Annotated in this window: 18 protein-coding genes; 9 read left to right on the top strand and 9 right to left on the bottom strand. The window is 68.9% G+C overall.

Features of this window, described 5'->3' with window-relative positions; translation table 11 throughout:
- Positions 1–18 precede the first annotated feature (18 nt).
- Both WMF11_RS46475 and WMF11_RS46470 read right to left on the bottom strand, forming a co-directional pair.
- Entirely contained in the window at positions 19–3,798 is a 3,780-nt protein-coding gene (locus tag WMF11_RS46475) for an FG-GAP-like repeat-containing protein (protein ID WP_437975315.1), read from the bottom strand.
- 384 nt (positions 3,799–4,182) lie between these two features.
- Positions 4,183–4,749, bottom strand: a complete 567-nt coding sequence (locus WMF11_RS46470) for a YaeQ family protein (RefSeq protein WP_437975314.1) — start codon at positions 4,747–4,749, stop codon at positions 4,183–4,185.
- 302 nt (positions 4,750–5,051) lie between these two features.
- On the opposite strand from WMF11_RS46470, the gene WMF11_RS46465 reads away from it, so the two are divergent.
- On the top strand, positions 5,052–5,681 hold the full coding sequence (locus tag WMF11_RS46465) for a hypothetical protein (RefSeq protein WP_437975313.1): 630 nt from the start codon (positions 5,052–5,054) through the stop codon (positions 5,679–5,681).
- 8 nt (positions 5,682–5,689) lie between these two features.
- Here WMF11_RS46465 and WMF11_RS46460 read toward each other — a convergent pair whose 3' ends face one another.
- The gene (locus tag WMF11_RS46460; protein WP_437975312.1) at positions 5,690–6,184 is read right to left on the bottom strand and encodes a hypothetical protein; all 495 of its coding nucleotides are present in this window, start codon (positions 6,182–6,184) and stop codon (positions 5,690–5,692) included.
- A gap of 2 nt (positions 6,185–6,186) precedes the next feature.
- Positions 6,187–6,474, bottom strand: a complete 288-nt coding sequence (locus WMF11_RS46455; RefSeq protein WP_437975311.1) for a hypothetical protein — start codon at positions 6,472–6,474, stop codon at positions 6,187–6,189.
- Between the two features lie 115 nt (positions 6,475–6,589).
- Here WMF11_RS46455 and WMF11_RS46450 point away from each other — a divergent pair, with 115 nt between their 5' ends.
- Both WMF11_RS46450 and WMF11_RS46445 read left to right on the top strand, forming a co-directional pair.
- Positions 6,590–8,344, top strand: coding sequence for a CotH kinase family protein (locus WMF11_RS46450; protein WP_437975310.1), 1,755 nt, complete (start codon positions 6,590–6,592; stop codon positions 8,342–8,344).
- Complete coding sequence (locus WMF11_RS46445) at positions 8,338–9,003, top strand: deaminase (RefSeq protein WP_437975309.1); 666 nt, start codon at positions 8,338–8,340, stop codon at positions 9,001–9,003. Before WMF11_RS46450 ends, WMF11_RS46445 begins: the two co-directional genes overlap by 7 nt.
- A 167-nt stretch (positions 9,004–9,170) precedes the next feature.
- Here the strand turns inward: WMF11_RS46445 and WMF11_RS46440 are convergent, their stop codons facing one another.
- From WMF11_RS46440 to WMF11_RS46430, 3 genes are all read right to left on the bottom strand, one after another.
- Positions 9,171–9,698: an RDD family protein gene (locus WMF11_RS46440; RefSeq protein WP_437905483.1), complete on the bottom strand. Its 528-nt coding sequence runs from the start codon at positions 9,696–9,698 to the stop codon at positions 9,171–9,173.
- 121 nt (positions 9,699–9,819) lie between these two features.
- Positions 9,820–12,990 (bottom strand): hypothetical protein, encoded by a 3,171-nt coding sequence (locus tag WMF11_RS46435; RefSeq protein ID WP_437975308.1) that lies wholly within the window; start codon positions 12,988–12,990, stop codon positions 9,820–9,822.
- A 184-nt stretch (positions 12,991–13,174) separates the two neighbouring features.
- Positions 13,175–14,182, bottom strand: a complete 1,008-nt coding sequence (locus tag WMF11_RS46430) for a DUF2806 domain-containing protein (RefSeq protein ID WP_437975307.1) — start codon at positions 14,180–14,182, stop codon at positions 13,175–13,177.
- A gap of 978 nt (positions 14,183–15,160) precedes the next feature.
- Between WMF11_RS46430 and WMF11_RS46425 the strand changes: the two genes are divergently transcribed.
- On the top strand, positions 15,161–16,243 hold the full coding sequence (locus tag WMF11_RS46425; RefSeq protein ID WP_437975306.1) for a hypothetical protein: 1,083 nt from the start codon (positions 15,161–15,163) through the stop codon (positions 16,241–16,243).
- 157 nt (positions 16,244–16,400) lie between these two features.
- Here the strand turns inward: WMF11_RS46425 and WMF11_RS46420 are convergent, their stop codons facing one another.
- Positions 16,401–17,465, bottom strand: coding sequence for a hypothetical protein (locus WMF11_RS46420; RefSeq protein WP_437975305.1), 1,065 nt, complete (start codon positions 17,463–17,465; stop codon positions 16,401–16,403).
- Between the two features lie 524 nt (positions 17,466–17,989).
- Here WMF11_RS46420 and WMF11_RS46415 point away from each other — a divergent pair.
- Complete coding sequence (locus WMF11_RS46415; RefSeq protein ID WP_437979398.1) at positions 17,990–18,424, top strand: VOC family protein; 435 nt, start codon at positions 17,990–17,992, stop codon at positions 18,422–18,424.
- Positions 18,425–18,490: 66 nt separating this feature from the next.
- Here WMF11_RS46415 and WMF11_RS46410 read toward each other — a convergent pair whose 3' ends face one another.
- Positions 18,491–20,119 carry a vWA domain-containing protein gene (locus WMF11_RS46410; RefSeq protein WP_437975304.1) on the bottom strand — a complete coding sequence of 543 codons (1,629 nt, stop codon included), beginning with the start codon at positions 20,117–20,119 and terminating at the stop codon, positions 18,491–18,493.
- A 431-nt stretch (positions 20,120–20,550) separates the two neighbouring features.
- Here WMF11_RS46410 and WMF11_RS46405 point away from each other — a divergent pair, with 431 nt between their 5' ends.
- From WMF11_RS46405 to WMF11_RS46390, 4 genes are all read left to right on the top strand, one after another.
- Positions 20,551–21,228, top strand: coding sequence for a hypothetical protein (locus tag WMF11_RS46405; protein WP_437975303.1), 678 nt, complete (start codon positions 20,551–20,553; stop codon positions 21,226–21,228).
- 239 nt (positions 21,229–21,467) lie between these two features.
- Positions 21,468–21,899, top strand: a complete 432-nt coding sequence (locus tag WMF11_RS46400; RefSeq protein WP_437975302.1) for a helix-turn-helix domain-containing protein — start codon at positions 21,468–21,470, stop codon at positions 21,897–21,899.
- A 128-nt stretch (positions 21,900–22,027) separates the two neighbouring features.
- Positions 22,028–22,555 (top strand): hypothetical protein, encoded by a 528-nt coding sequence (locus WMF11_RS46395; protein ID WP_437975301.1) that lies wholly within the window; start codon positions 22,028–22,030, stop codon positions 22,553–22,555.
- A gap of 76 nt (positions 22,556–22,631) precedes the next feature.
- Positions 22,632–24,137 carry a hypothetical protein gene (locus tag WMF11_RS46390; RefSeq protein WP_437975300.1) on the top strand — a complete coding sequence of 502 codons (1,506 nt, stop codon included), beginning with the start codon at positions 22,632–22,634 and terminating at the stop codon, positions 24,135–24,137.
- Positions 24,138–24,248 lie beyond the last annotated feature (111 nt).

Here is a 24,248-nt window from a genome sequence, read left to right as displayed (position 1 = left end):
TCCCGGACAGCCTCTCGCTCAGGGCACCGTCGTGTTGAGCAGGAGCTGATTCGCCTGGCTGTAATTCCCCAGCATGAGATCCAGGTCCCCGTCGCCATCCATGTCGCCGACGTCCCCGTCGGCCGTCAAGAGGACGGTCTGGGTGAGCCAGGGGGCGTCGATCTGGTCGAAGTAGCCGCCAGCGTTCCTGTACAGCGAGTGCTTGCGCGATACCATCGAGGGGATGTTGCCCCGCAGCATGACGATGTCCACGTCGCCGTCCATGTCGAAGTCGCCGAGCTCGACCTCGCGAGCGTGGGCGTCGTAGGCGTGCGCGCTGATCCGGCTCGCCGTCACGTTGGCGAAGTACCCGGTCCCGTTGTTCGAGAGCAGGACAATTTGACTCCCGCCTGCGGGGGCGAACACCAGATCCAGGTCCCCATCGGTGTCGAGGTCCCCCGCCTCGACGTCGACCGACCCGAACGTCGTCAGCGGCAAACTGGCGCCCAGACGACCGCTGGCGTTGACGAACGGGCCTCCCTGGGTGTTGCGGAAGAACAGGGTCGAGGTGCCGGCCAGGATGAGCTCGGGGTAGATGGCGTGACGGATCGCGAGACAATCCGCCTGCTGGGCCGGCGTCACCGCGCCGCTCGCCACGAGCCCGGCGACCGATCGCTTGGGATCGGAGCAGATCCCACACAGGGCAGCAGGGCGGCCAGCGCACGCGGAAGCGTTGACGTCCGCGATCTCCACGCACAGCGCCTTCTCCACCGTGATGTCCTGCGTCGTGGTGCCGAGCCAGAAGCTGCTCTGGTCGGTGAACACGCCGTTGCCCCCGTTGATGAGCAGCGTCGAGTTGCCCGGCGCGATCTTCCCGAAGAACGCGTCGAGATCACCGTCGGCGTCCACGTCGCAGAGCTCGACCGCGCGATCCGACATCGTGGTCGATGGCAGGCGCCCGGACGTGGCCACCGTGAAGGTGCCGCCGGAGTTGAGGTACAGGGCGGCCCGCTTCATCGCTATCGTGCCCGTGGCGGAGTGAGCTGCCGCGATGATGTCCATGTCGCCGTCACCGTCCACATCGCCGGAGTCCACATCGGTGTGCTTGACCAGCAAGCTGGGAAATTGCAGCGCCGTGACGTCCACGAGGTGGCCGCCGTCGTTCCTGAGCAGGCGCGGCTGCATGAGAGCGGCCGCGTAGGGCGCGATGAACACGTCGAGATCGCCGTCGTTGTCCATGTCGATCAGGTCGATGTCGCTGGTCGCGGTCGTCGTGCCCAGCGGGACGCGCCCCACCGTGCCGTCGGTGAACCGCGGCTGCGGAGGCAGCGGCGCGGTGAGCGCGGCGTGCGCGTCGACGATGCCGCCGGTGCGGGTGAGGCCCGCGAACGCGGGCAACGGCGCGGCGGTCTGCTCGATCATCTTCACCACGCGCACGGGGTCGAAACGCAGCTCGCTGTGCTGGGACAGGAGCAGCCCGGCAACGCCGCTGACCATCGGGGCGGCGAGGGACGTGCCGTCGGCGCCGAGGAAGGTGTTCGTACCAGGCGCCGCGACCGAGACCGTCTTCGGGCCATAGTCGGACGATTGGCCGCCCGGCCAGACGGAGCGGTTGCCGGACTGGTCGCTCGCCGCGACCACGATCTTGTTGGGCAGCCCGAGATGAGCGGGGAAGTTGGCGAGGAGCGGATTCCCAAACGAATCGACCGAATCGAGGTTGGCCCCCCCGTTGCCCGCGCCGGTGACGAACAAGAGGTGGGAGACGCCGAGGTCCCAGACGGCCTCCGTCATCTCACGAAGGGCGTCCTCGGGAGTGTACGAGATGCCTGTCCAGCTGTTGAAGCTGCCGGCGAACGAGCTGTTGACGATGTGCGCGCCGTTGCGCGCGGCGTACTGGTACGCCTCGAGGATGGCGTCGTACGTCGGGGCGGCGACGGTCGTCGGTGTGCCGTTCACGATGCGCGTCGCCAGGCGCCCGCTGCCCAGGGGCATGATCTTGACCCGCTGCATCACGCCGGTGTAACCGGTGCAGTCGTCTCCGATCTCGCCGAGAGCCCCCGCCACGATGTCTCCGTGCGTGTTTCCGGTGTCCACGGGCGACGGGTCGTTCGGCCTGAGCGGGCTGCCGCCGAGGTCTTGTCCCGGGCGCGCGAACTGGAAGCCGCGGCAGTCGTCCGGATAGCCGTTCTCGTCATCGTCTCGCGCGGCCCCGTCGCAGTCCTGTCCTTCGGGCGCGCCCAGCAGCGCGCCCGGGGGCAGGGCGTTGCAGGCGACGCCGCCGGGGCCGATCTCGTCGGCGATCGAGCCGTCGCCGTCATCGTCCAGGTCGTTCGTGTAGATGCGCGCGACGTCGGGATCGAGCAGATCCGTCGCGCCGTCGCCGTCGTCGTCCACTCCGCAACCGCCGGGGCAGCCGTCGCCGTTCAGGTCCGACCGCGGGCAAGTCCCGCCCGTCGTGAGCGGCATGCAGTCGCTGCTGCACGGGGGCGCGGCGCAGCACTCGTCCGCGTTGAGGTAGATGTTGTCGACCAGCGGATGAGGGCCCGGGCCGCTGCAATTGTCCGCGCCGTAGTACGCCGCCTGATAGTAAATCACGCCGCTGTCGACCACCGCGACGACGACATCGTGGGATCCTCGCTGGATATCCCAGGCGGCGTCCACGTTCATCGCCTCGATGTACCAGTCCTGCGTAGAATAGTATGGATCGTTCGGCGCGTAGGTCGGCACGGCGATCAGGTTGGGCAGGGCGAGCCGCACCGGCTCGCCGCCCGCGAGGAGCGCCGAGAGCGCCTCCCTCTCCGTCCCCTTCGGCACGGTGACAACGCCCATGTCCGGCGTGATCTGCCGCGCCAGCGCGCCCTGTACACCGGAGAGGACCCTCCCGCGCTCCTCCGCCGACGCGCCGGAGCTGAACTTCACGATGAGCTCGCCCGGCACCATGGGCGCGAGGGACACGACCACGATGTCAGAAGCGCTCTCGTTGCCGTCGATGTCGGCCGCGACGATGTGGACCCGGTTGGGCGTCAGGAACTCACCCGGGTCGTTCCGGAGCGGCAGGTCGATGGAGAACTCTCCTGCCGGCGTGAGCGCCGACGCCCGCGCCGGCGCATCGCCGATGCTGACGCTGACCGATCGCGCCAGCGTGTTGTCCTCGACGCGGCCTCGCAGGGTGAATGTCCCCTGAGCCACGATGTCCCCCTTCACCGAGGACCTCGCGTAGTCGTCGGCGACGCGGAGCCTCGGGGCCTCGTCCGTCGCGCCGAGGCGGATGGCGTCGAGCCGGCAAGGGCCCGCGGCGCCCCGCGGGAGATCCAGCGCGATCTTGAGCCGCAGGTCGTCGTACTCTGCCTTGAGCGCCGCCACCACATCGGCAGGCAGCTCGAAATCGACGCGTGTGAACCGACCTGCCGCTCCCTGGGGGAGCGCGACCTCCTGGATGAACCGGCGCTCGATCCCCTGGGAGGGCAGCTCCACGAACAGGTGGACGTGCCCCAGCGGCTCCGCGCCGGGCGGCGCCTCCGGGAGCGACAGGCTGAGGGAGAGGGTGGAGTGGACCGCCGCGAGGGTGCTGAGCGGCGCGCTCACCAGCTCGTGGTACCCGCCGCCGGGCACCTCGAGGCTCTTCTCGCCGTGCGCGCGCTGGTCGCTCGCCTGCGCGGCGCCGCCATCGAGCGTCCACGCGCCCGCGTCCTCGAACCCGAGGATGCTCTCGTTCGACGGCCGCGCCGCGCCGGCGCTCGGGGCGCCGCCCGGAGCGACGCTCGTGCCATCGCAGCTGCATATCAATGCTGCGGCGGCGACCCATCGTCCACGTTTCATATCATTCTCTCGCTATGCCCGAAGATTGAACCAAGATGGAAGTCCGCAGGTCCATGATGGAGGGCATCAGGGGGCGTGCGGCGTGACGTGCCTGTCGCCGTCCTGTTTGACGCCGGCCCGCGTGTCGGGCGTGCACCGGGCGCCAGGCAGGCATGGCAACGCTCATGCCCGCCGGTTCTGCACGCGCGGCCATGTCTTTCGGCCGGCTTCTCTCGTGAGGGCGGGCGTGAGGTGGCGCGATGTCACGGTGCGACGGCCCGCTGTCACGGGACAGTGTCACGTGACAGTCACGGGACAGGAGCCGGCCCGCCGCTCCGGCCCCCGGCTGGCCTCGACGAACCGAGCGCTCCGGCGGTTAGAACCTGGCCTCTCGTCTCGGCGGGATCACGGCTCGTCGAGCCGCGAGCGGACGACCTCGCCGTCGAGCGTGCTGCCGTCGGCCTCGATATAGAGGTGATCGCCCACGATCGTGACCGCCCATTGGCGCCGCAGACCCGTGTTCTCCGCGAGCGCGGCGACGAGGCGGTGGTCGACGGTGGAGAGCGAGATCGCGCCGGTGACCTTGCTCGCGCGCGAGGCGGCCTCGCGCGCGCCGGACACGAGCTCGTCGCGACGGCGCGCGTCCGAGAAGAGCGCGTGGACGGCCACGCCCGGGTTGTGCTGCACGACTCTCTTGAGCTTCTCGAACGGCGCCGCGCCGCACTCGATCCAGGTGAGGATGCGGCCCGTGGGATCGCGCGTCCAGAGGTCTGCCCCCTCGGCGTCGCCGAGCCCTGGGCCGAAGGCGAGGCCCTCCTCGTGAAAGAGGCAATACGCGAGCACCCGCAGCATGACGTGCTCGGCGCTCTCCGACGGGTGGCGGGCGACGATCACCCGCTCGCTCGCCTCGCGGCCGCGATCGACGTGCGAGAGGTCGATGCGGAAGTCCATTCGCGTCGAGGGGAGTGCCATCGTTGCTCCCGCTAGCCTCGATGCGCCGCGCCGTCGTCGCCGAACGCGGCTTCGGGCAGCGCCGCTGCCTCTTCTTGTTGCTCTCGCCGCAGGCGGGCATCAGGCACGACAACCCCTGTGTTCAACATCGATGACCTCCGGAGCGCGCCGCTGTTCGCGTCGCGCAGGACCGTGCTCCAGGCCGGGTACCACGCGAGCGAAGGAGAGCCTATCTGGAACGTGCCTCACGGTCACGCGCTTCGCGCGGGCCGCCCTCGCAGGGCTTCGCGATCGTCGGCCGGCGATGGTATAGGGCCTTGTCCATGATCTCCCGCCGCGCCGTGATCGCCGCAGCCGGGCTGTTTTCCGCCGGCGCGCTCGCCCCGGGCCTGGCCCGCGCGGCGGGGCGCGTGCCCGCGCCGCTCCCGGCGTTTCCCCTCTCGATCGCGGTGACGGAGGAGGAGGCGGGGAAGCCGGTGCGCGACGACGCCTGGATCGACGCGCAGATCGCCGAGGCGGTCCGGCTGTTCGAGCCCGCCGGTGTGGCCCTGCGCAAGGTCGGCGCGCGCACGCTCGCCCCGCGGTTTTCGCGGATCGAGACGCGCGAGGACCGGGACGCGCTCGCCTCGGCGATCGAGGCGCGCCGGATCAACGTGATGGTGGTCGCGTCGCTGCGCGACGTCGACGATCCGCGGCGCTTCCGGATGGGCGTGCACTGGCGGCACCGGGCGACGCCGGAGCGGCGCTTCGTCATCCTCGCGGCGAACGCGCGGCCCACCGTGCTCGCGCACGAGCTCGGGCACTTCTTCGGCCTCGGGCACAGCGGCATCGACGACAACGTGATGAGCTACGCGCGCACCGGAGCGCCCGTCTCCTTCGACGCGGCGCAGATCGCGAAGATCCGATCCGCAGCGCGCGGGTACGCGTCGAGCAAGGCGTTCGAGCCCGCCTAGGGCACCGTTCAGCGTGGAAACCAGAGAAATGAGCAGAGGACGCCAAGAGACGCCAAGAGGCGCCAAGAAAACAATAAAAATTTGGCGTCTTTTGGCGCCTCTTGGCGTCTTCTGGCGTCTTCTGGCGTCTCAATTTCTCGCCGTTTCCGTGCGGCTTCAACGCGTTTGTCGCTTAGATGCCCCCACTCGTTGAAGCTGAACTCCAGCTCCATTTCTGGCCACACGGGCAGAGAATAGAACATCTGGGTGGTCCAGAACGCGGAGTCCTCCACCGGCGTCGGCTCGATGCGCCGGGGCGCCCCGAGGAATCGAGGAATCACGTCGACTTCGCGCAGGTGCCCGTCGTTCCCTTGGCGGAAGCTCAGGCCCACGTCCGCGACCATCGCGTTCGCCGCGTCGACCTCCGATGGATCGACGCCCAGCAGCTTCAGGCCCTTCGCCATGCCTGATTTGTTTCGCATCTGCGACATGAGATGAACCTGATACGCAACGACAGGCTTCATGATCACCACCCCCGGATCTCATCACGTCGGAATCCGTACGTCTCGACCACGGTGAACTCCTTGGTGATACAGGCCCTGGCCATCGACGATAGGGCGTAAAGCGCGCCCGTGACGCGCGGTCTCAGCGGGTCGCGTCCAGCGGTGGGGGCGACGAGGGCGCGCGCCTCGTCGAGCGCGTCGATCGCCGCGGCGGCGGCGTCGTCGAACGTTTCGTGTCGGACGCGGGACGCCGAGGCGTGGCGCGGGGTCGGGCGTCGGTTGGCGCCGATGTTGCAAACATGCCTACTCATCGCGAACCATCCGACACGCTCAGGAAAGCCTGGATTTCGGCTCGATTCGAAGAGGATGCGACATTCATCACGCGCTCGTTCGAATTCACGAGCGACCCGAGTAAGCTGTGCCGGAATGTTCTACGTATCGAAGCTCGCAGCGCTGCGGATCGCGGGGGTGTTCGTGCTGGCCTCGCTCGGGGGCTGCTCGAGCGAGGCAAGCAAGGCGGGCGAGGCGAGCGGGACGAGCGGGACGAGCGGGACGAGCGGTGAGGCGCAACCACCCGCCCCGAAGTCGCTGGCCGTCGTGTTCACGCCGAAGGGAGGCACCTTCCAGGCGTCCGAGCCCGTGGAGCTCACGGTCGAGGACGAGCGCGCCGCGGTGCACTTCACGACCGACGGCTCGCTCCCCACCGCGAGCTCGCCGGTCTACGTCGAGCCGCTCGTGCTCACCGCGTCCACGCGGGTGCGCGCCCTCGCCGTCGTCCCTCACGCCGCGCTTTCCGGGGCGGGGGGCAGCGGGGGGGCGGGGGGCAGCGGGGGGGCGGGGGGCAGCGGGGGGGCGGGCAGCGACGGGGCCGACCTCCTCGGGCCGATCGCGAGCGAGGCGTATTTCAAGGTCGCCGCCGATAGCGCGGAGTTCAGCTCGGAGCTGCCGATCGTCGTGATCCACACCTTCGAGTCGAGGCGGCTCGACCCGCTCGAGACCGAGTTCGTGCCGGCCACGTTCATGCTGCTCGAGCCCAGAGATGGGCAAACCAAGCTCCTGGGCCGCGCGAGCTTCGATGGCCGCATCGGCATCCACGTCCGCGGCGCGACGTCCCGCGATTTTCCGAAGAAGCAATACGCCGTCGAATTTCGTGACGACGCTCTGGACACGGATCTCGACCGGGAGTTCCTGGGGATGCCGGCGGACTCCGACTGGGTGCTCAGCGATCCGGTGAGCTTCGATCGCTCGCTCATCCGCAACGCGCTCGCCTTCGAGATGAGCAACCGCATCGGCCGGTACGCGCCGCGCACGCGCTTCGTCGAGGTGTTCCTCGTCGACTCGGGGGCCGACGTGGCGGAGAAGAGCTTCCTCGGGTTCTACACGGCGATCGAGAAGATCAAGCGCGGTCAGGATCGTGTCCCGGTGGCCAAGCTCTCGGCCGACGATCTCACGGAGCCGGACGTGACCGGCGGCTTCCTCTTGCGCATCGACAAGGGCGAAAATGACTTCAAGGCCGCCGGCGAGGAGCTCCAGTTCGTGTACCCCGATCCGGAGGACATGCTGAAGCCCGCGCGAGAGCCGCAGCTCGACTTCATTCGCGGTTACATCGACGACTTCGGTCAGGCCGTCGACGCGGAGGACTTCAAGCAGCCCGGCAGCGGCAAGCACTATTCGAGCTTCATCGATCAAGACGCCTTCATCGACCACAACATCATCAGCGCCCTGACGAAGAACGTCGATGCCCTGCGGATCAGCACGTACTTCTTCAAAGATCGACAGGGCCTCCTCTCGGCCGGTCCCGTGTGGGACTTCGACCGGAGCCTCGGAACACCCTACGATGAACGCGCGTTCGAGCCAGAGGAGTGGAAGCTCGAGGGCTCTGACGGGACCGACTACTTCACGGAGGGCTGGTGGGGGTCGCTGTTCCGCGATCCGGCGTTCAAGGCGCGCTACAAGGCACGTTTTCTGGCGCTGCTCCGGGGCGAGCTCGCGCCCGACGAGCTCGACGCCATGGTGGACGGCCTGGTGCGCAAGGCGGGAGCTCCGGCCGTGGAGAGGAACTTCGCGCGCTGGCCGGATTCCCCGCCTCTCAATGGGTCGCACGACGAAGAGATCAGCCTGCTCAAGGACTTTCTCCGCAGGCGGGCCAGCTGGATTCACGACGAGCTCATGACATGGTGAACGTGCGTCTCATGAGCGCGGCCCAGGCGACGTTGCGCGACGTGGCGAACAACGCCCTGTCGAGCAGCCGCCCCGAGTGCAACACCGAGATCAGGATGAGCAACGATTTTGAGAAATGGATGCGCCTGGCGATCGAGGAGGCCGAACGGGCGCGCGGAGGAACGGGCGACAACCCCTGGGTCGGCTGCGCGATCGTGAGCGCCTCCGGGGAGCTCCTGGGCAGCGGGCATACCCTGGGGCCGGGTGAAGATCACGCGGAGATCGCCGCGGCGCGCGCGGCGCACGCGCGCGGGCTCAGCGTTGTCGGAGCGACGCTCTATTCGACCCTCGAGCCCTGCTCGTTCCACGGCCGCACGCCGGCGTGCTCGCGATCGATCGTCGAGCGCGGCGTGGCCCGCGTCGTGATCGGGATGAACGACCCGAACCCGCGCGTCGACGGCGAAGGCGTTCGCATCCTGCGCGAAGGGGGCGTCGAGGTCGTGGAGGGCGTATGCGAAGCGGAGGTCCGCCGGCAGCTCGGGGGCTGGGTGCTCGATCACCATCCTCACGAGCCGCTGCGGCGCGCGCTGACCTTGCCGGCATCGGATCGCGTCCCGCGGCTCGCGGAGATCTACGGCGTCGATCCGTCCCGAATCGAGGCGCTGCTCGCGAAGCATTAGGGATCGCACAGAGATCGAGCAGAGCAGGGTCGTGACGCTCCGCGCTTCCTCGAAGGCGCTTCTGTCGATGGCGGGGCTCGCGCTCCTCGGCGCCGCTGCGCTCGCGTCGCGGCGCCCCGCGCCGAGCGCGCCCGGCGGCCGCGCCGCCCTGCGTATGCCGCTCGGGCCTACTTGCTCCGGTCCAGGTTCACGACGCGTGTGCCCGCGATGTGATCATGCACGCAGCGCCGATCCTTGCGAAAGATGAACAACACGTTGACGAGGCTGAGGACGGCGCCCACGTACGGGATCAGAGTCACTACCGACGTCGGCAGGAGCCGCCGCAAGACGATCGTGCCGAAGGCCGCGGGCTTGCCGTCGCTGGCGTTGACGATCTGTATGTTCAGCGCCTTCTTACCGATGGTCTGCGCGCTGCGGGCGAGGAACGTGCCGTGCAGCACCAGGGTGAGCACGAACCCCGCCAGCGCCCACAACAACGACTGCGGAAACGGCGGCTCGGAGACCTTCGGAAAGTCGCGATAGACACCGCCCAGATACTGCAGCGGGACGAAGATGATGAGGGCCAGAACCGCGTCGATCATCGCCGCCCAGAAGCGCGACATGCGCGACGCGCTGCCATCGTAGGCTCGCTCCGAGTCAGTCTTCGGCTCGAGCGCGGTCGGCGGTTGATACGGGTTGGGAGCGGATTGAGCCATGGCTCATGCAACGCCGACCGCAGCCGCGCGTCAATTGGCAACCGGGGTTGCGTCCGTCACTGGTAACGAAGCGCAACCCCCGTCCCGAGGAACACGCCGACGCCGGACGCGCGAATCGAAGCTAGATGTCCGCCAGCAGCAAGCGCTCGGCGGCGTCAGCGTGCATCGCGCGGATGGCGTCGAGCCGACCGCGCCATGCGGGGCTGTCGCGGAGTTGCTTCTCGACCTGCAGCGACAGCTCGGCGGCCGACAGCGCGGCCGCAAGTCCGCCATGCTGGATGAGCCAATCGATCAGGGAGGCGGCGAGCCCGGGGTCCTTCAGCTTGCCGGTGGAGGGGCTCCGGCGCGCGGGCTGTTCGTCTACCAGGGCCAGATACTCCGACCAGAGCTCCTTGTCGAACCTGACCTCGACGAGATCGACGTCGAGGATCTCCTTCAGCGAGGCGGCGGCGATGAGGCGCAGGCCTGCGGCCTTCTGAGCCAGGCCGAGCGCGATCCGGAACGCCCGTGGCCTGGGCGCGAGCCGCGCCAGCCGGGCCGCGGCCCAGGTCCGACCGCCGCTCGCCGCTGCGACGAGCCGGGCCAGCGCGGCCTGCCAGTGGGGTAATCCGGCGTCGTCGGGAAGGCGGCTCAAGGACTCGACAGCCTGGACCAGGACGCGGCCGGGGGTGCGCGCCTCGGCGAGGAGCCTGGTCGCCAGACCAAGCCCCTCCGAGCACAGGTCATGCTGGGCAATGCAGACGCCCGCTGCCGTGGAAGCGATGCGCTCGTCGCCGCATTCGACCAGCGCCTCGGCCAGGGCCACGAAGCCGCGAGCCACCGCGGGTCGCGCCTGCGACTCGTTCGGGAACAGGAGCCTCGACCCGGGGTTGAGCAGCGACCACGTATCCGGCACCGTCGTGATGCCGTCGATCAGCACCTGTCGGACGTCGGCCTGGTCGACGAAGCGCAGCAACCCCGCCAGGATGTCCGGCCGGATGCTGGGGTGCAGGTCCTCGGACCGCCACGCCTCCATCAGGAGGTCGCGAGCCTCCACGGTCGCAGCGGCCGAGGCCCTGCCGGCGGCGTTCTTGCGGTTCACGACCGCGCAGTCCTTCGACAGCAGCAGCTCACGGTACGGCGCCAGATCGAACGGGCCGGGCATGCGCTCGGACAGCACGTTGAGGGCGCTCATCGCCGCGCGACCCACCACGCCGGATCTTCGCGCGCGCTCCAGGAACAGCCGCCGGAGCTCGGCGGTCGGCGGAGCGATCCGGGCGCACCGCGCCAGGATCGCGGCGGCGACCGGCCCGGCCGCTCCCGGCAGCAGCTCGAGCAGCAGCGGCGCGTCCTCGACGCGGCCGATGGCCTTCACGCGCCTGGAGAGATCGAGGCTGGCGTCCCGCGCCACCCGCAGGAGATGCTGCGTGAAGCGCCTGCGCTGGGAGGGCGTCCACCGCCCGGGGGCCGATCGAGAGATCGCCGCCACCAGATCGGTCTTGTGGGGATCGGTGGTGTCGTCCCGATCGAGCAGCGCGTCGACCAGGGCAGTCTCCTTCAAGCTGATCTCCGGGACGTACCCCATCACCTCGTCCAGCGGCCCGTTGCATGTGACGGGCTTGCGCGGAGGCCGCGGCGTCTTCGGTGCTCTTCCGAGGAGCAGGTCCACGATGAGCCGCTCCGCCTCGGGCTCGTAGCGACCGACCGCCACCGGTCCCAGCATGGGTGTGGTGCCGTCGAGGCGCACGCCCTCGTAGGCCGCATGGAGCTGGGCGGCGAGACTCTCGGCGATACGCAGCGGACTGGGCAGATACTCCGTGGACGGCGGCTTGTAACCAGGCGCCGGCGCCTTGTCGGCGCGCCAGCGCACCCGGGGATCCAGGCGAATTTGAACCAGGAGCCCGAGCAGCTGCGCCGCGCGCGTGATGCTGTCCCGGAGGATCGCTTCGCCGATGGCCTTGTGCACGGCCCGCTCGGCCTGGGCCAACGTGGTTGCGTGCGAATCGCGCGACTGCACGGTGGTGAGCAGGGCGTCCCTGTAGGTCTGCACGGGGATCTCCGAGACCTGACGATCGGACAGCTGGGCCAGCTCGGCCATGACCAGATGGCGGCTGGAGCCGTGCCATGCCGGCTCCACCTCGGCGAGGACGGACGCGCAGGTCGCCGGGTCGGCGCCGCGGCGGAGCGAACGCACCAGGGCAACCATCCGCGCCGCGCGCTCGCTCCGGTCCTTGGCCACGCCCAGCGCCTCGTGCTCGGATCGCAGCTGGGCAAGGTCGAGGTGCTTCTCGAGGGCCTGGAGCCGCTTGCGCCGCGTGTCCGGATCGACGGGAGGGCTCAGGGCCGCCGCCATGAGCCGCGTGACGCTCGCCGGTGGCATCGTGGCCAGCCGCGCATCCATGCCACGACGGGGCGACCATGCCGCCGTCGCGGCCTGCTCCAGCTCGGCGCCAAGGAGACGTTCGCGCTCGGTCAGGGGCAGGAAGCGGAAGAGCGGATCGGCGGAGGCGTCGAGGGGCTTGCACCGGCTCCGGAGCTCCAGCACATCCTCGGCCGGCAGCGTCGAGATCGGCGGCGATCCGGAGGGAGGCGGACCGCTCGAGAGAGAGACGGTCCAGTCGTTCCGGCGCAGGACCTCGAGCAGCTCGGCCGGGCAAGCCATCACCAGGGCGTGGATCGCGCTCGCATGCAAGGCATCCCGCCGCACGAGCAGCGCCAGGGCCTCCCTGGGATATCGGGTGCAGAACAGCGTGCCCTCGTCCGCCATGATCTTGCGCCTCGTCGCCAGCGCCACCCGAAGGGCCCGCTCCGGCGCGCGCGCCAAGAGCTCGCGCCACGCGGCCTCGTGCTCGGCGGCGTGATGTTCCAGCGTGTCGAGATCGCATGTCGCGAAGAGGCGTGTCGCGAGCCCCACACCATGCCTGGCGATGACCAGAGGAATGACCGCCGTCGCCTGGGCGACGAGGCGGCGCCGCTGCATGATCATGACCACCCCGCGGGCCTCGCGGCGATTCCCCTCGCGCAGCACCTGGAGCAGCGCTTCGTCCGACACCGGCACCCGGCGCGCCGAGGAGAGCGCGGCTTGGCGCATCATGGGGTCGCGCAGCGCCTGCTCGATGCGCGCCACGTCCCGGCGATAGGTCGCCAGGTCCAGCGCCAGCCGCCGCTCGTCGCCGTCGCCCCCATCCAGCGCGGCCATGACCCGATCGGCCGTGGCCTGATCCCAGCCGCGGGCGAGCAGGGCAAGCGCCCGCCCCCGCTTCGCGAAGCTCAGGCTTCCGAGTCGACGGACCTCCGAGAGCGGTTCGAGCATCCTCCGAGTCTAGACGAACGCGACGCCGCCGACGACGACCACGTCGTGGGGCGTCGCGGCTCCCGTTCATGCCGGTAGGGGCGGGCGGTGTAGCCCAGGTAGTGTCACACCGCTGACCAGTCACTCCATCCTATAGCTCGAAGCTGCTCCGAAGCGGCTGAATTTCGAGCATGTCGATGGCTCATCAAAATCCTGTCGCCACGCTGTGACTCGTCGCCACCTTATCGACGACCGTCATGGTAAGACCGCTGTCCCTAGCCAACAGTTCTAACGCTTTGAGGAACTCAGCATCGGGCTGTAGCGAAAGCAAGCGTCGAAGCTCTTGGGCTGCGCGCGAGAGACGACACGCACCGACCCCACGAGAACCCGCGACGCGTCTCCGGAAGAGAATTTGCTTGTCACAGTACCCGACCGTCTCCTCATCCTCAAAGCACCAGGCAAGCCCCGACTGAAGAAGGCCACAGTCTACCAGCACCATTGTCTCTTCTACACTTAGCCCAGAAACCGATTCATCAGAAAGAATCACACCCTCATCAAAAGCTCGAGAACAGGCTTTTTCAAAGAGCCTTGCCTCCACCGGCGAGAGGTTACGGAGAACATCAAGCGTTCTTACAGAGTAGCACCCCGGCGCCGCAACCTCCCCAGCAAGCAGCTTTCCCCAGAGCTTCCGCATCTCCTCATTGGAGATATCTTTAGCCCCCTCAAAGAAACGCGCAACCCAGTCATCATCAACCGGCTGAGAAGACACTTCAGACGGAATCTCGTTGTAGGCAACAGCAACGATCCGCTCGACATTGAACTGCCGTTTTGCCTCTTGGTATCTAAACCTCGCCTCCGCTCTCGCGGTCAGCGGCGGCAAACTGGACACGTCGGACTCAATCAGCTCACCCTCATACACTGGAACTTCTTGAACGTTCGAATCTTCACCCAAAGACGGGAGCGACTTAGATACCATCGCAGCACGCAATTCTGCCAGCTGCCGCTCACCTTCGACCTCCATCACCTTCAACCGAATCTGACCGCTAGCTCTAATCGTTTGCGCCTCCACTTCGGCAGCAGCCATCTGCTTCAACCGCCACGGCGCCGTAATGGCTCCGATCCCAGAAGCTACGACGTCGATAAGCTTGTCCACTGCTTTCACTCCCACATAGACCCCCGCGGCCCCGAGTGCGAGCCCTTCGACTTCGACCATTGAAACTCACCTCCAGAGCAGAGTTAAGTAGTGGGAGCCGCGGCGAGGAACCAAACGCACCGCTGCGAACTTGTCGGCAAGAAGCGGAACTGCTCCGCACGCGATGAGGGCTGATAGGGGCGGCCTGAGGGGAGTTCACAGCCGGGAAGCAAATCCCTGAGTACGTATTTGAAGTCTTTGTCCGCCATGGCCACTCGATCCTAAACCGCCTGCTTCGTCGGGTCCAACATCCACGACAAACAATCGAAATTACCCATCATTTCGCAGACACGTCCATGGGTCCGAGCACGGTCTCGGCAGTGGATCGGTGCACTGGTTTCTGGGCTCAATGAGCTCGGCCTTGGGCGCTAAGCGCCGTGACGCCGGCCTCAGGCAACGGGCTTCACGAACTCGACCTGGGTCACCGCGGATGGGAAACCCTGGAACTTTCGCCCGTGTCAAGCCCCGCGGGGACGGTGCCTGGCGAGCTGTTTTGTCTTGGCCCGTCAGACACCCGCTTGCCCCGTCGCAGGGCCGGGGCGGCATGCTCCGGGCGCGGCCGTGCCTCGACGACGACGGCATGCGCTCCCCATGACGGGGGCGGGTCGTGTGCTCAGCAACGCGGCGTCGAACCCGAGCGCCATCGGTCCCCACGTTGGGTCGCACGAGCCTCTCGCGGCCCTGTTCGTCGTCCGCTGCGATGGGCTCTTCGTAATGCGATCGAACGGGGGTGGTCTTCCCCCGGGTTTGTCTGGCGGCGCCCTGGAGTCCCCTGGTAACGTGGCCGCAATTGCGGCGGCGTGACGTCAACAGCGCCGCAGATCATGAGGAGCGGCGATGGCGGCGCGGGCGCGACGTTGGCAGCGTGGGATGATGGCGGTTTGCTGCGCGAGCACGCTCGGGCTCGGGGTCGGGGTCACGTCCAGCGGATGCGGATGGTCGACCGCATACATATGCCCGTGGGATGAGGACCAAGGACCCAAGGGAACGCCTTGTGAGGTGCTCGAGCCCCCGGACGCCGGCGGAGCTGGCGGGTGCGGCGGCGGCGATGGCGGCGATGACTGCGCGGCCGAGGACGACACGGACGTCGCCATCGCGTCCGATTTCGGCGACCTGATCCCGTCGGCAGAGGTCTGCGCAGGGCAGTGCGTACCGAAGGAGCCGCTCGGGTGGTCCGAGCCGGCGCTGCTCTGGATCGGCTCCCCCGACCGCGTGCCGAGCTGCCCTGCGGCCGCGCCGATCGTCGGCTACGAGGGCTACGCGGATTTCGCGGCTCCAGCCCCGCTCCAGTGCCCCGCCTGCGCGTGCGACCCGCCGGAGGCGATGTGCGAGGTGCCGGTGGAATGGCGCGCCTACGCCAGCTTCCCGTGTGCCGGCCCCGAGGCTCCCTCGACCTCCTTCGCTGCCCCGGAGGGGTGGGACGGCACCTGCACCTCGGCGAATGCCGTCGAGGCCGGCCGGACCTGCAATGGCGCCCCGTGCGTCCAGTCGCTCGCGATCCAGGCGCCTCGCGTCATCTCCGCAGGTTGCGCACCGAGGGTCGCGGAGGCGCCGGGGAACCCCGACGTGCCCATGACGGCGGGGAGCTTCGCGATCGTCGCCCGGGCGTGTACCGGAAACGCGTCTCCCCCGTGCGCAGATCCGGGCATGACCTGCACGCCAGCACCGCCGATCGGCGACGCAGCACCGCCGGAGGGGTTTCTCACGTGCATCCACCACGAAGGAGAGCAGGACTGCCCCGCCACGTACCCGGACCGGCATGTCTTTTACGCCAGCGTGGAGGACACACGCGGCTGCGCGCCGTGCCGCTGCACCGAGCCCACCGGAGCGACGTGCAGCGTCCTGGCCTCCGCGTTCAGCGATGAAGGGTGCTCGCAGTTCGTAGCGGGCCAGGTGATCACCTCCGAGGCCTCTGGCTGCGGGACCGTCGCTTCCGGGACAGCGCTCGGAAGCAAATCGGTGAGCGTCGTCGCCCTCGATCCCGGACGATGCGAACCGTTCGGCGGCGAGCCGGTCGGCAGCATCGCGCCGACCGCGGCGGCAACGTTCTGCTGTCACCGCACCAGCGCCGTACCGGCCTGAGTCGGCGGCTCGTTCCGGGCGCAACAGCGGCCTCTCCAGGGGGCAGCAGGCCGTGAGGGGCGCGCCCGAAACCCCCGCGCACCTCACGCACTCGCGACCGCCTCGTGAGAATCGCTCCCGCGGGCGCGTCCGACGCTTCGCGAAACCGCACGGAGGTTCAGAAGAAAGCGACCAGGCGGAGCGCCAGCGCCTCCGAGACGGGCGCCGCTGACCACCCTTCGCCATGGAGCGGTCGAGTTCGCGTTCGACGTATGTTGATCGAGAGGTCGCCGCTGAGCTGCCCGGCGAGGCGGGCCGAAAGCGGCACCTCCAGCCCCGCACGAAGCCCGAGCGCTGCGTAGGGCAGCGCGTACTCCCTGCCGGTGCTGTCCCTGATGTTCCACAGCCCGCCTGCCGTGGCGAGGGCGCAGCCGAAGAACCAGTCCGCGTGACCGCAGGGAACGAGCGAGCCGCTCAGCCCCGACACGCCGATGGTCCAGTCGCGGTAGGGCTCGGCGTCGATCGGAAGATCCCCGCGGGCCTCCAGCGAGAGCGAGAACCTCTCCCAGCGGGCGCCGGCGAGCGCCGAGAACCCGACCGCCACCGACGGCGCCACGCCGGCGCCGAGCAGCACCCCGGCGCCCAGCTGGAGGCGCGGGTGATCCGGCGGCGGCCTCGGGCGCGGAACGGGTCGAGCTGGCGCCGCGACCGGGTCGAGCGGCGTCGAAGCCGGCGCCTTGGACGGCGCGCCCGGCGAGACGGGCGGAGCGGCGCCCCTCGGCACCGGCGGGGGCGGCGGCGACGCGGGACGGCTCTCCGGTGCAGGCCCTGGTGGCAGCAGCGGGCGCATGACGGCGCTGAGGGCAAGGCCGATGTCCTCCACGAGCACGCCGCAGATCGCGCTCGAGTGCTCCTGGCGGCCGAGATCCCGGCCATCGCGGTCACGGAGCGCGATCCTTCCCTGGAACGCCGTCCCCTTGCGCCGGATGACCACCTCGATGTGCCACGCGCCGTCGCTCACGAACGGGTCGACCCCGCCGAGCTGGCTCGCGACGATCTGCCGGAGGCTCGGCTCCTCGGGGCACCCCTCGGTGCCAGGCCCCCGCGTGTAGGCCAGGCGCGCGCCGCGCGGCGCGACCTGTGCGAGCGCCACGGGCGCCGCCAGGAAGAGCGATGCAGCGAGCGGCAGCGCGGCGCGGTTCATCCTCCGGATCCGGCTGCGGGCGAGGAGCGGGCCGGACATGAGCGGAGCGCCGTCATCTGTCAGCCGTCGTCATCCCTACTATTTCCGGGAAGGTCCCCCGGGTTGTTGCGAAATCGTGCGCCGGAGCCGAAAAAGGGTGCGCGAGGTGTACCGGCGACATCTCCCCCCAACCTGAGAGAGATGTCACCTGGGATCGGGACTGGAGCGACGTTGCGAGGTGACCGGCGAACGGCGTCGTCGCGCGATGGCTGGGATGGCCCGCCGCCTGCCGGCGGGCGTCCCCCCACGCCCCGCCGCACCCCGGCGGGCGTCCGGCCGGCGCACGGCGCAAGCGATGAGCGCTGCGCGACGGGCGAGACTCCGGCGGCGGCAGAGGGCGCCCACGACGTACACTCCAGCTCGTTGAGGCCCACGCGCCTCTGGATCCCAGGGTCAGAGCAGGTCAGTGCGCGTCGCCACAGAAGCAGGCATGCTTGGGAGTGACTGTTGCCGTTGAGCACCGCCAGTCGGAAGGTCCTGCGTGTGGAGTGGCTTGTAGGAGACATAATCAAGGGGAGTTCATGATGAAACCGATGATGACCCACGTCGCGCTCCACGTAGGCAACCTCGACGCGACGATCGCCTTTTATCGCGAGTTCTGCGGGCTCAAGGTGGTTCACGAGCGCAGCGAGGCCGGCACGCGGGTCGCCTGGCTCGCCGAGGACGGGAAGGAGCGGACGTTCGTCCTGGTGATGATCGAGGGCGGCCAGCGCGCGCCGCAGGCGCCGGAGGACATGAGCCATCTCGGGTTTGCGCTCGAGAGCCGCGCCGCCGTCGACGAGATCGCGCGCCGCGGCGGAGCGCACCTCGTCTGGCCGCCCAAGGATCTGCCCTATCCGGTGGCGTATTTCTGCGCGCTCAAGGACCCGGACGGCAACTACATCGAGTTCTCCTACGGCCAGCCGCTCGGGCCCGGCGCCGAGGCGCACGACGCGGCGTTGCTGGAGGCTTCGGACTGAACCAGCCAGGGTCGACCCCTCCGGGGCCCCTCGCGTGCTCCGGGCGCAGCCGTGCCTCGACGACTCTCAGTAGAGCGGGTGGAGCGGGATCAGCTCCGCGATCTCGTCGAGCTCCGGATCGCCGCCCGGGTTCGCCGCGATCACCTGCTCGCGCGCGGCGTGCAGCGCCTCGCTCGTGCCCTCCTTGAGCGCCTCGGCGTAGGCCACGATGGCCTTGCCCTTGACGAGCTGCTCTTTGCTCCCGGCGGCGAGCTCCGCGAGGGTCGCCTCGCGGCTCGCCTCTTTCGCCTCATGGGTGAGCGGCGTCTGCCAGCGCGCGCGCACGGTGAGCTTATCCTCGTCGTTGATCACGCCCGGATCGCACCCCCGCACGAGCTGGCTGAAGATCATCGCGTCGCCCGGCGCGAGGTGCTGCGGCTCGACCTCCTCGGGGTTCGTCGAGTACTCCTCGCCGTAGAACTTCTCCATCTTGAAGTACCACGGCATGGTGAGCTCCACCTGGACGCCGCGGGCGGCCACCTCCATCACCTCTGCGAAGCGATCCCGGAACATGTGGAACGCCTCGTCCTCGTCATCGAGATAGACATAGGCGCCGCGCCCCTTGTCGGTCACGACGTCCATGAGCACATCGTTGTAGCCGAACGCCGGGCCCGTCCCGACGCCAACAAGGTAGATCGCCTCCTGGTCGGCGTCCTCGGCGTGCAGCGCGATGAGCTCCTCGGAGGTGACTCCCACGTTGGCGCCGCCGTCGCTGACGAGGATCACCCGGTTGATCCGGCCTTCCTTGAAGTGCTCCTGGGCGAGCCGATACCCGACCCGTAGGCCGCTCTCGAGATCGGTGCCGCCGCTGGCGGAGAGATCGTCGGCCGCCGCGAGCAGCACCGGGTCGTCCGGACCGTCCACCACGTGGCCGCTCAAGATCACCGAATTCTGGGTGTTCCAGGTGACCATGTTCACGACGTCGCCCTCGGAGAGGCTCGCCGCGACGGCGCGCACCGTGGCCTTCTCGCGCGCCATCGGCTCACCGTCCATCGATCCGGAGGTGTCGAGGACGAACGTGACCGCGATGGGGCGGCGCGGGCTCGGCGGATCGTGGGAGCGAACGCCGATCTGAAGGGCGTAGCTCCCCGCCTCCTCACCGGGCTCGATCTGGGGCTCGACGCGGAGCTCGCCCTCGTCCGGCGGCGCGTAGTCGATGCGGTAGTAATTGAGGAACTCGTACGTGCGCACCTGCCTCGGCTCCGGCGCGATGCCCGAGCGGAGCAGCTCGCGCACGTGCACCGGCGAGCTCATCGAATTGGAGTCGTCGGCCGACAGGTACAGGACCACGGGCTGGCTCGAGTCGAGCCCCTCGCAGGTGAAGGCCGGGGCCGCGCCGGCGTCCTCGTCCGACGGCGCCGGGGGCGGCTCGGGCTGGGCGCCATCGGCGACACCCGCACCGCCGCCGGCGCCGCTGGAAGCGCCGGTGCTGCCGGCGCCGGTGCTGGCGCTGGCGCTGCCGGCGCCGATGCTGCCGGTACCCGTGCTGCCGGTGCCGTTGCCGGTGCCGGTGCTTCCGGTGCCGATGCCCTCGCCGTTGTCGAAGGGCGGCTCCGGGTAGGGACCGTAGCTGCAGGCGACGAGCCCGGCGCCGCCAAGGAGGACCGCCGATACAGCGTGAAGACAGAGAGATAGGGACGCGGAAACGGTTCGCACTGGCACCCTCCTCCGCGATGCGACCGCACCGCGCTCGGGACGGCCCGCCGAGCAACATGGGTGCCGTGCGCGCAATGCCATCCAGACGCCGCACCGCACCCGAGCGCCGCTGGTCCGATCGCGCCGGATCGCGCGGGCCACACAGCTCAAACCGCGGCCATCTGCGCTCCGGCGGCAAATACCATGACAGCGTTGTCAGGCTCTCGTCTCAGGTTGGCGCATGCTGGCATTGCTCGACCCACACGGACGCGACACATGCGCCGCCTGGAGGCCACACGGCCGCCCAAGCAGAAGAGATGACCTCGTGCAATCTGGACAGATGGGTCACTTCGTGCCGACTCTTGATTCGAAGCTGAACGCGCGCGCCACGAGCGCGCCCGAGCTTCGCGCATGACCCGGAACGCCTCGGCCCTCGTGGTATTCTCGAGCGCGTGGGGCAGACTACCCGCGTCGCGCCCGCTCTGATCCTGGTCGGGGTCTCCGCGTTTCTCATCCTCACCGCGCTCGCCGCGGCCGCGTATCCGGGCGGCACCTTCTGTGACGCGAGCGCGCCCGGCTACGATTTCTGGGGCAACTTCTTCTGCGACCTCACGCAGCCCGTGACCCAGCGCGGGGTGGACAACACGCGCGCGCGCTCGCTCGCGCAGGCCTCGTTCGTCTGCTTTTCCCTCGCGCTCGTCCCGTTCTGGTGGGTTCACGGCGCCCTGCTCGGCGGCCGGCTCGGCGGCACGGTTCGCGTGTTCGGACTGCTCTCCGCCGCCGGCACGAACCTGATCGCATGGCTGCCGTCCGTGGTCTCGCCGCTGCTCCACGCAGTGTCGGTCTTCGTCGCGACGATCCCCGGGCTGCTGGCGACGCTCCTGGGCGTGACCGGCGCGTTTGCACGGGGCAATGCGGGCGAGAGCCGCTCGTCACCGTTGCGCTTCTCGGCGTGGCTCGGTGCGCTTTCGCTCGCGCTCGGCAGCGCGGACGCCGCATATTACGCATATGCGATTGCGGTGCCGGGCTGCCACGTCCTTTTGCCAGCGCTTCAGAAGCTCGCGGCGCTTTCGGTGATCGGGTGGATGGGCACGATTGCGCGCGTGGGCGCCGCGCATGGGGCGCGCTAGCGCGTCGAATGGCGCCTGCGACCCATGCTCTCGAGCCTTCTGTCACCCCTGGGCGTGAACCCGACCCCGTTCCTGGGTCTGCCCAAAGCGCCCCTCGCACGCAAAGTTGGGCTATGCTCGTCGGGTGGCAAGAACGCACAAAAACGTGGGGCACGCACCGGAAGGTGAGTATGTCCAATTCATCGGCACCCATGCCGAGTACGACAGGATTGACGCGACGAGCGTATGAGGGCACCGCGATGATCGAGCCTGTTGTGGATAAGGAGAGTCACGGTCGGGCGCTTCGCAGAATCGAAGAGCTCTGGGACGCCGAGCCAGGCTCGCCCGAGGCACAAGAACTCGATGCGCTCGCGACGCTAGTCGACGCGTACGAGCGCAAGCAGTTTCCTATTGCGCCGCCAGACCCGATCGCAGCGATCGAGGCGCGCTGCGAGCAACTCGGGTGGACTCGTAAGGAGCTTGAGCCGCTGATCGGTTCCAGGGTACGCGTCTCGGAGGTCCTGGGCCGCAAACGGGCGCTCACGCTCCCGATGATCCGAAAGCTCCACGCATCGATGCAGATCCCGGCCGAAGTGCTGATCGCCCATCCGCCTCATTCGCGTGGGAAGCCGCCGCCGCGGCGAACATCGGGACGGAGCACTCATGGCAAAGGCGCGAAGCGCGCCGCGTGAACGGCGGCTTCCATCTGACTCGACTGCGCGTTGTAACGACAGCGACGCATGCGCGCTTGCAAGCTTCCCGACGAGGCGGGGATCCAGCGGCGTGCGCGCGTGCGCGCAGCCGTGGTAACCTCGACGCCGTGCCGCCCCCCTATCCAGAGCCGTTTGCAGCGCTGGCCAGCGCGGACGGCGTGGCGCTCGGCCCGACCGGCGTGGCGGCCTACCGCTCGCCCGCGTTCGAGGCGTACGAGGCGGCGGTTCCGATCGCGGCGCAACACGAGGCGCTCCTCCTGGACATGGTGCAACACGCGACCCCTGCGGGTCGCCTGTACGCGGCGCTGCTTCTTCAGCGCATGCAGTCGGTCCGCGCGCGCGAGACCTGGGAGCGCCTCGCGCGACAGGACGAACCCGTCTCCTATGCGCCTGGCGGCTGCTCCATCTTCGGGACCACCCTCGCCAGCTTCGCACGCGGCATCTTGCGCGATGGGACCCCGGGGCTGTTCCCGGCGACGCCGGCCGCGGGCGAGGAGCCCGCCGCGCGATCGACGGCGCCCTCGAGCTCGCGCGCAGCGGCGCTCCGAGCCTGGTTCGAGCAGCACGGCTGGAAGTGGATCGGTCTGTTCTGGGTGATCCTGGCGCTGGTGCTGTGGCTGGGGTCGTCGCGTTGAGGCGCGTCTCCACCCGGCCCACGCACGACGAGGTCAGCGCCGCAGGAGCGCTCACCATGGACGGTGGTCGAGGACGATGAGCGCGGGTGTTGCGCTGCTTCCCGTCGAACAGAGACGGGCGATCCGTGCCGAGACCCTCGCTTCGTTTCGGCGCTTTGCCGAGACGGTGCTCCGCTTGCGGCCGCGACTGCGCTCGATCGCTTTCCAGGTCAGGCGCGGTTACCGCGGGATCCAGCATGGGCTGCGCTATGCGTGTGACGCGACGCCTCCGGCCGAGCATCGCTGCGGCGACGTCTCGAGCTGGTGCAACTTCTGCGAGGTCTGGGATACCTATCTCCCGTGGACATCATGGCTCGATGGCTGGGATGAGCGGCCCGGCAACGCCGAAGCCTTTCTCGCCTACTGCAAAGACGACGTCACTTTCACGACATACGCCCTGGTCCGGCGTGCGCGCGGCAATTTCCTGTCGAGGTGCCTCAAGCTCACCGACCCGGTATCCGTCGAGATCGTCGCGCCGCTGCTTCAGCCGTGGTTCGAGCCCGACGGCGCGATCGACCAGATCGTGCAACCTTCCGCGGAGCTTCGTCCGTGGCTCGATGCCGTCTATGCCACCCCCGCCGAGCGAGCTCCCAAGCGTGCGCTGGCCGAAAGGCTGGTCGCCGCGGGCGATCCGCGCGGCGCGTACATCGTGGAACAGTTAGCTACCGATGGACTGGATCGGGGAAAAACGTCGGCGCTCGGTGCTCATTGGGCCGAGTGGCTCGGTTCGCTGCGGGTCGTGGTAGGTCCGTCCGGGATGGCTTTCAGCAAGGGCTTTCCAGAGGTCGTCTCGGCGTGTTTTGCGAGCGATGCCGCTGTGGCGGCGTGCGCGGAGGATCCGGCCTGGAGCACGGTGGAGCAGCTCGAGCTGCTCGACCCGCGAGATTTTCCGCTGCGGGAGGGGGTTTTCATCGACGACATCCAGCCGATCACGCGCGCGATGAGGTCGCTGCAGGTGCTGGACGGCGTGCGCTCTTCGGGATTGCGCAGCCTCGAGGCGCTCGGCACCGAGCTGCCGTTGTGGCGGCTCGGCGCCAAGCTCGCGTCGACGGATGATCTGGAGCGCTTGCTTCGAGTGCAGTGCCTTCCCGAGCTCACGTCCCTGGACCTCGAGATCGAGTTTTCGATGGTGCCCGAGAGCACGGTGTGGAAGCAGTTGTGGGACCTCGCTCCGTGGGGCCGAACGCTCACCGACTTGACGGTGCGGGTCGTGGCGCATCTCGAGCTGTGGAGCTCCGCGCCGGCTCGCCCGGGCGTGAGACTTATCCACAGCGACTCCGCTGGCTGGCTCGAGCTCGAGGCCAACGAGGGCGGGAAGTTCGCAAACGCACGCTTCCGGGCCAGAACGCGCGATCTCGACGGTCTGATCGAGCTCCTTTCGCGGCTGCCTTCACTCGAGCAGGTCGAGCTCGACCTCGGACAAAGAGCGCTCATGAGCGCGGACGAGCAAGCTGCTTTCGAGCATGCCCTCGCTCGGATTCATCCCGTGGCGCGGCTCGTGACGAAGGAGCAGCTGGCTTCTGAAAGAACGACGTTCTCCTGATCGCGGAGCAGCTGGCCACTCCAGAGCGACCTCGGCGGCGCTCATCGGGGTGTTCTGGTCGCTGGCGTTGCTCGCGCATGCTGCCGCCGCGATCGCGGCTTGGGAGCTGCT

It is taken from the genome of Sorangium sp. So ce295, assembly GCF_051527405.1.
GTDB lineage: Bacteria > Myxococcota_A > Polyangia > Polyangiales > Polyangiaceae > Sorangium > Sorangium cellulosum_B.
The sequence above is the reverse complement of the archived record's forward strand: the minus strand, read 5'-3'. Positions and strand labels throughout refer to the sequence as shown.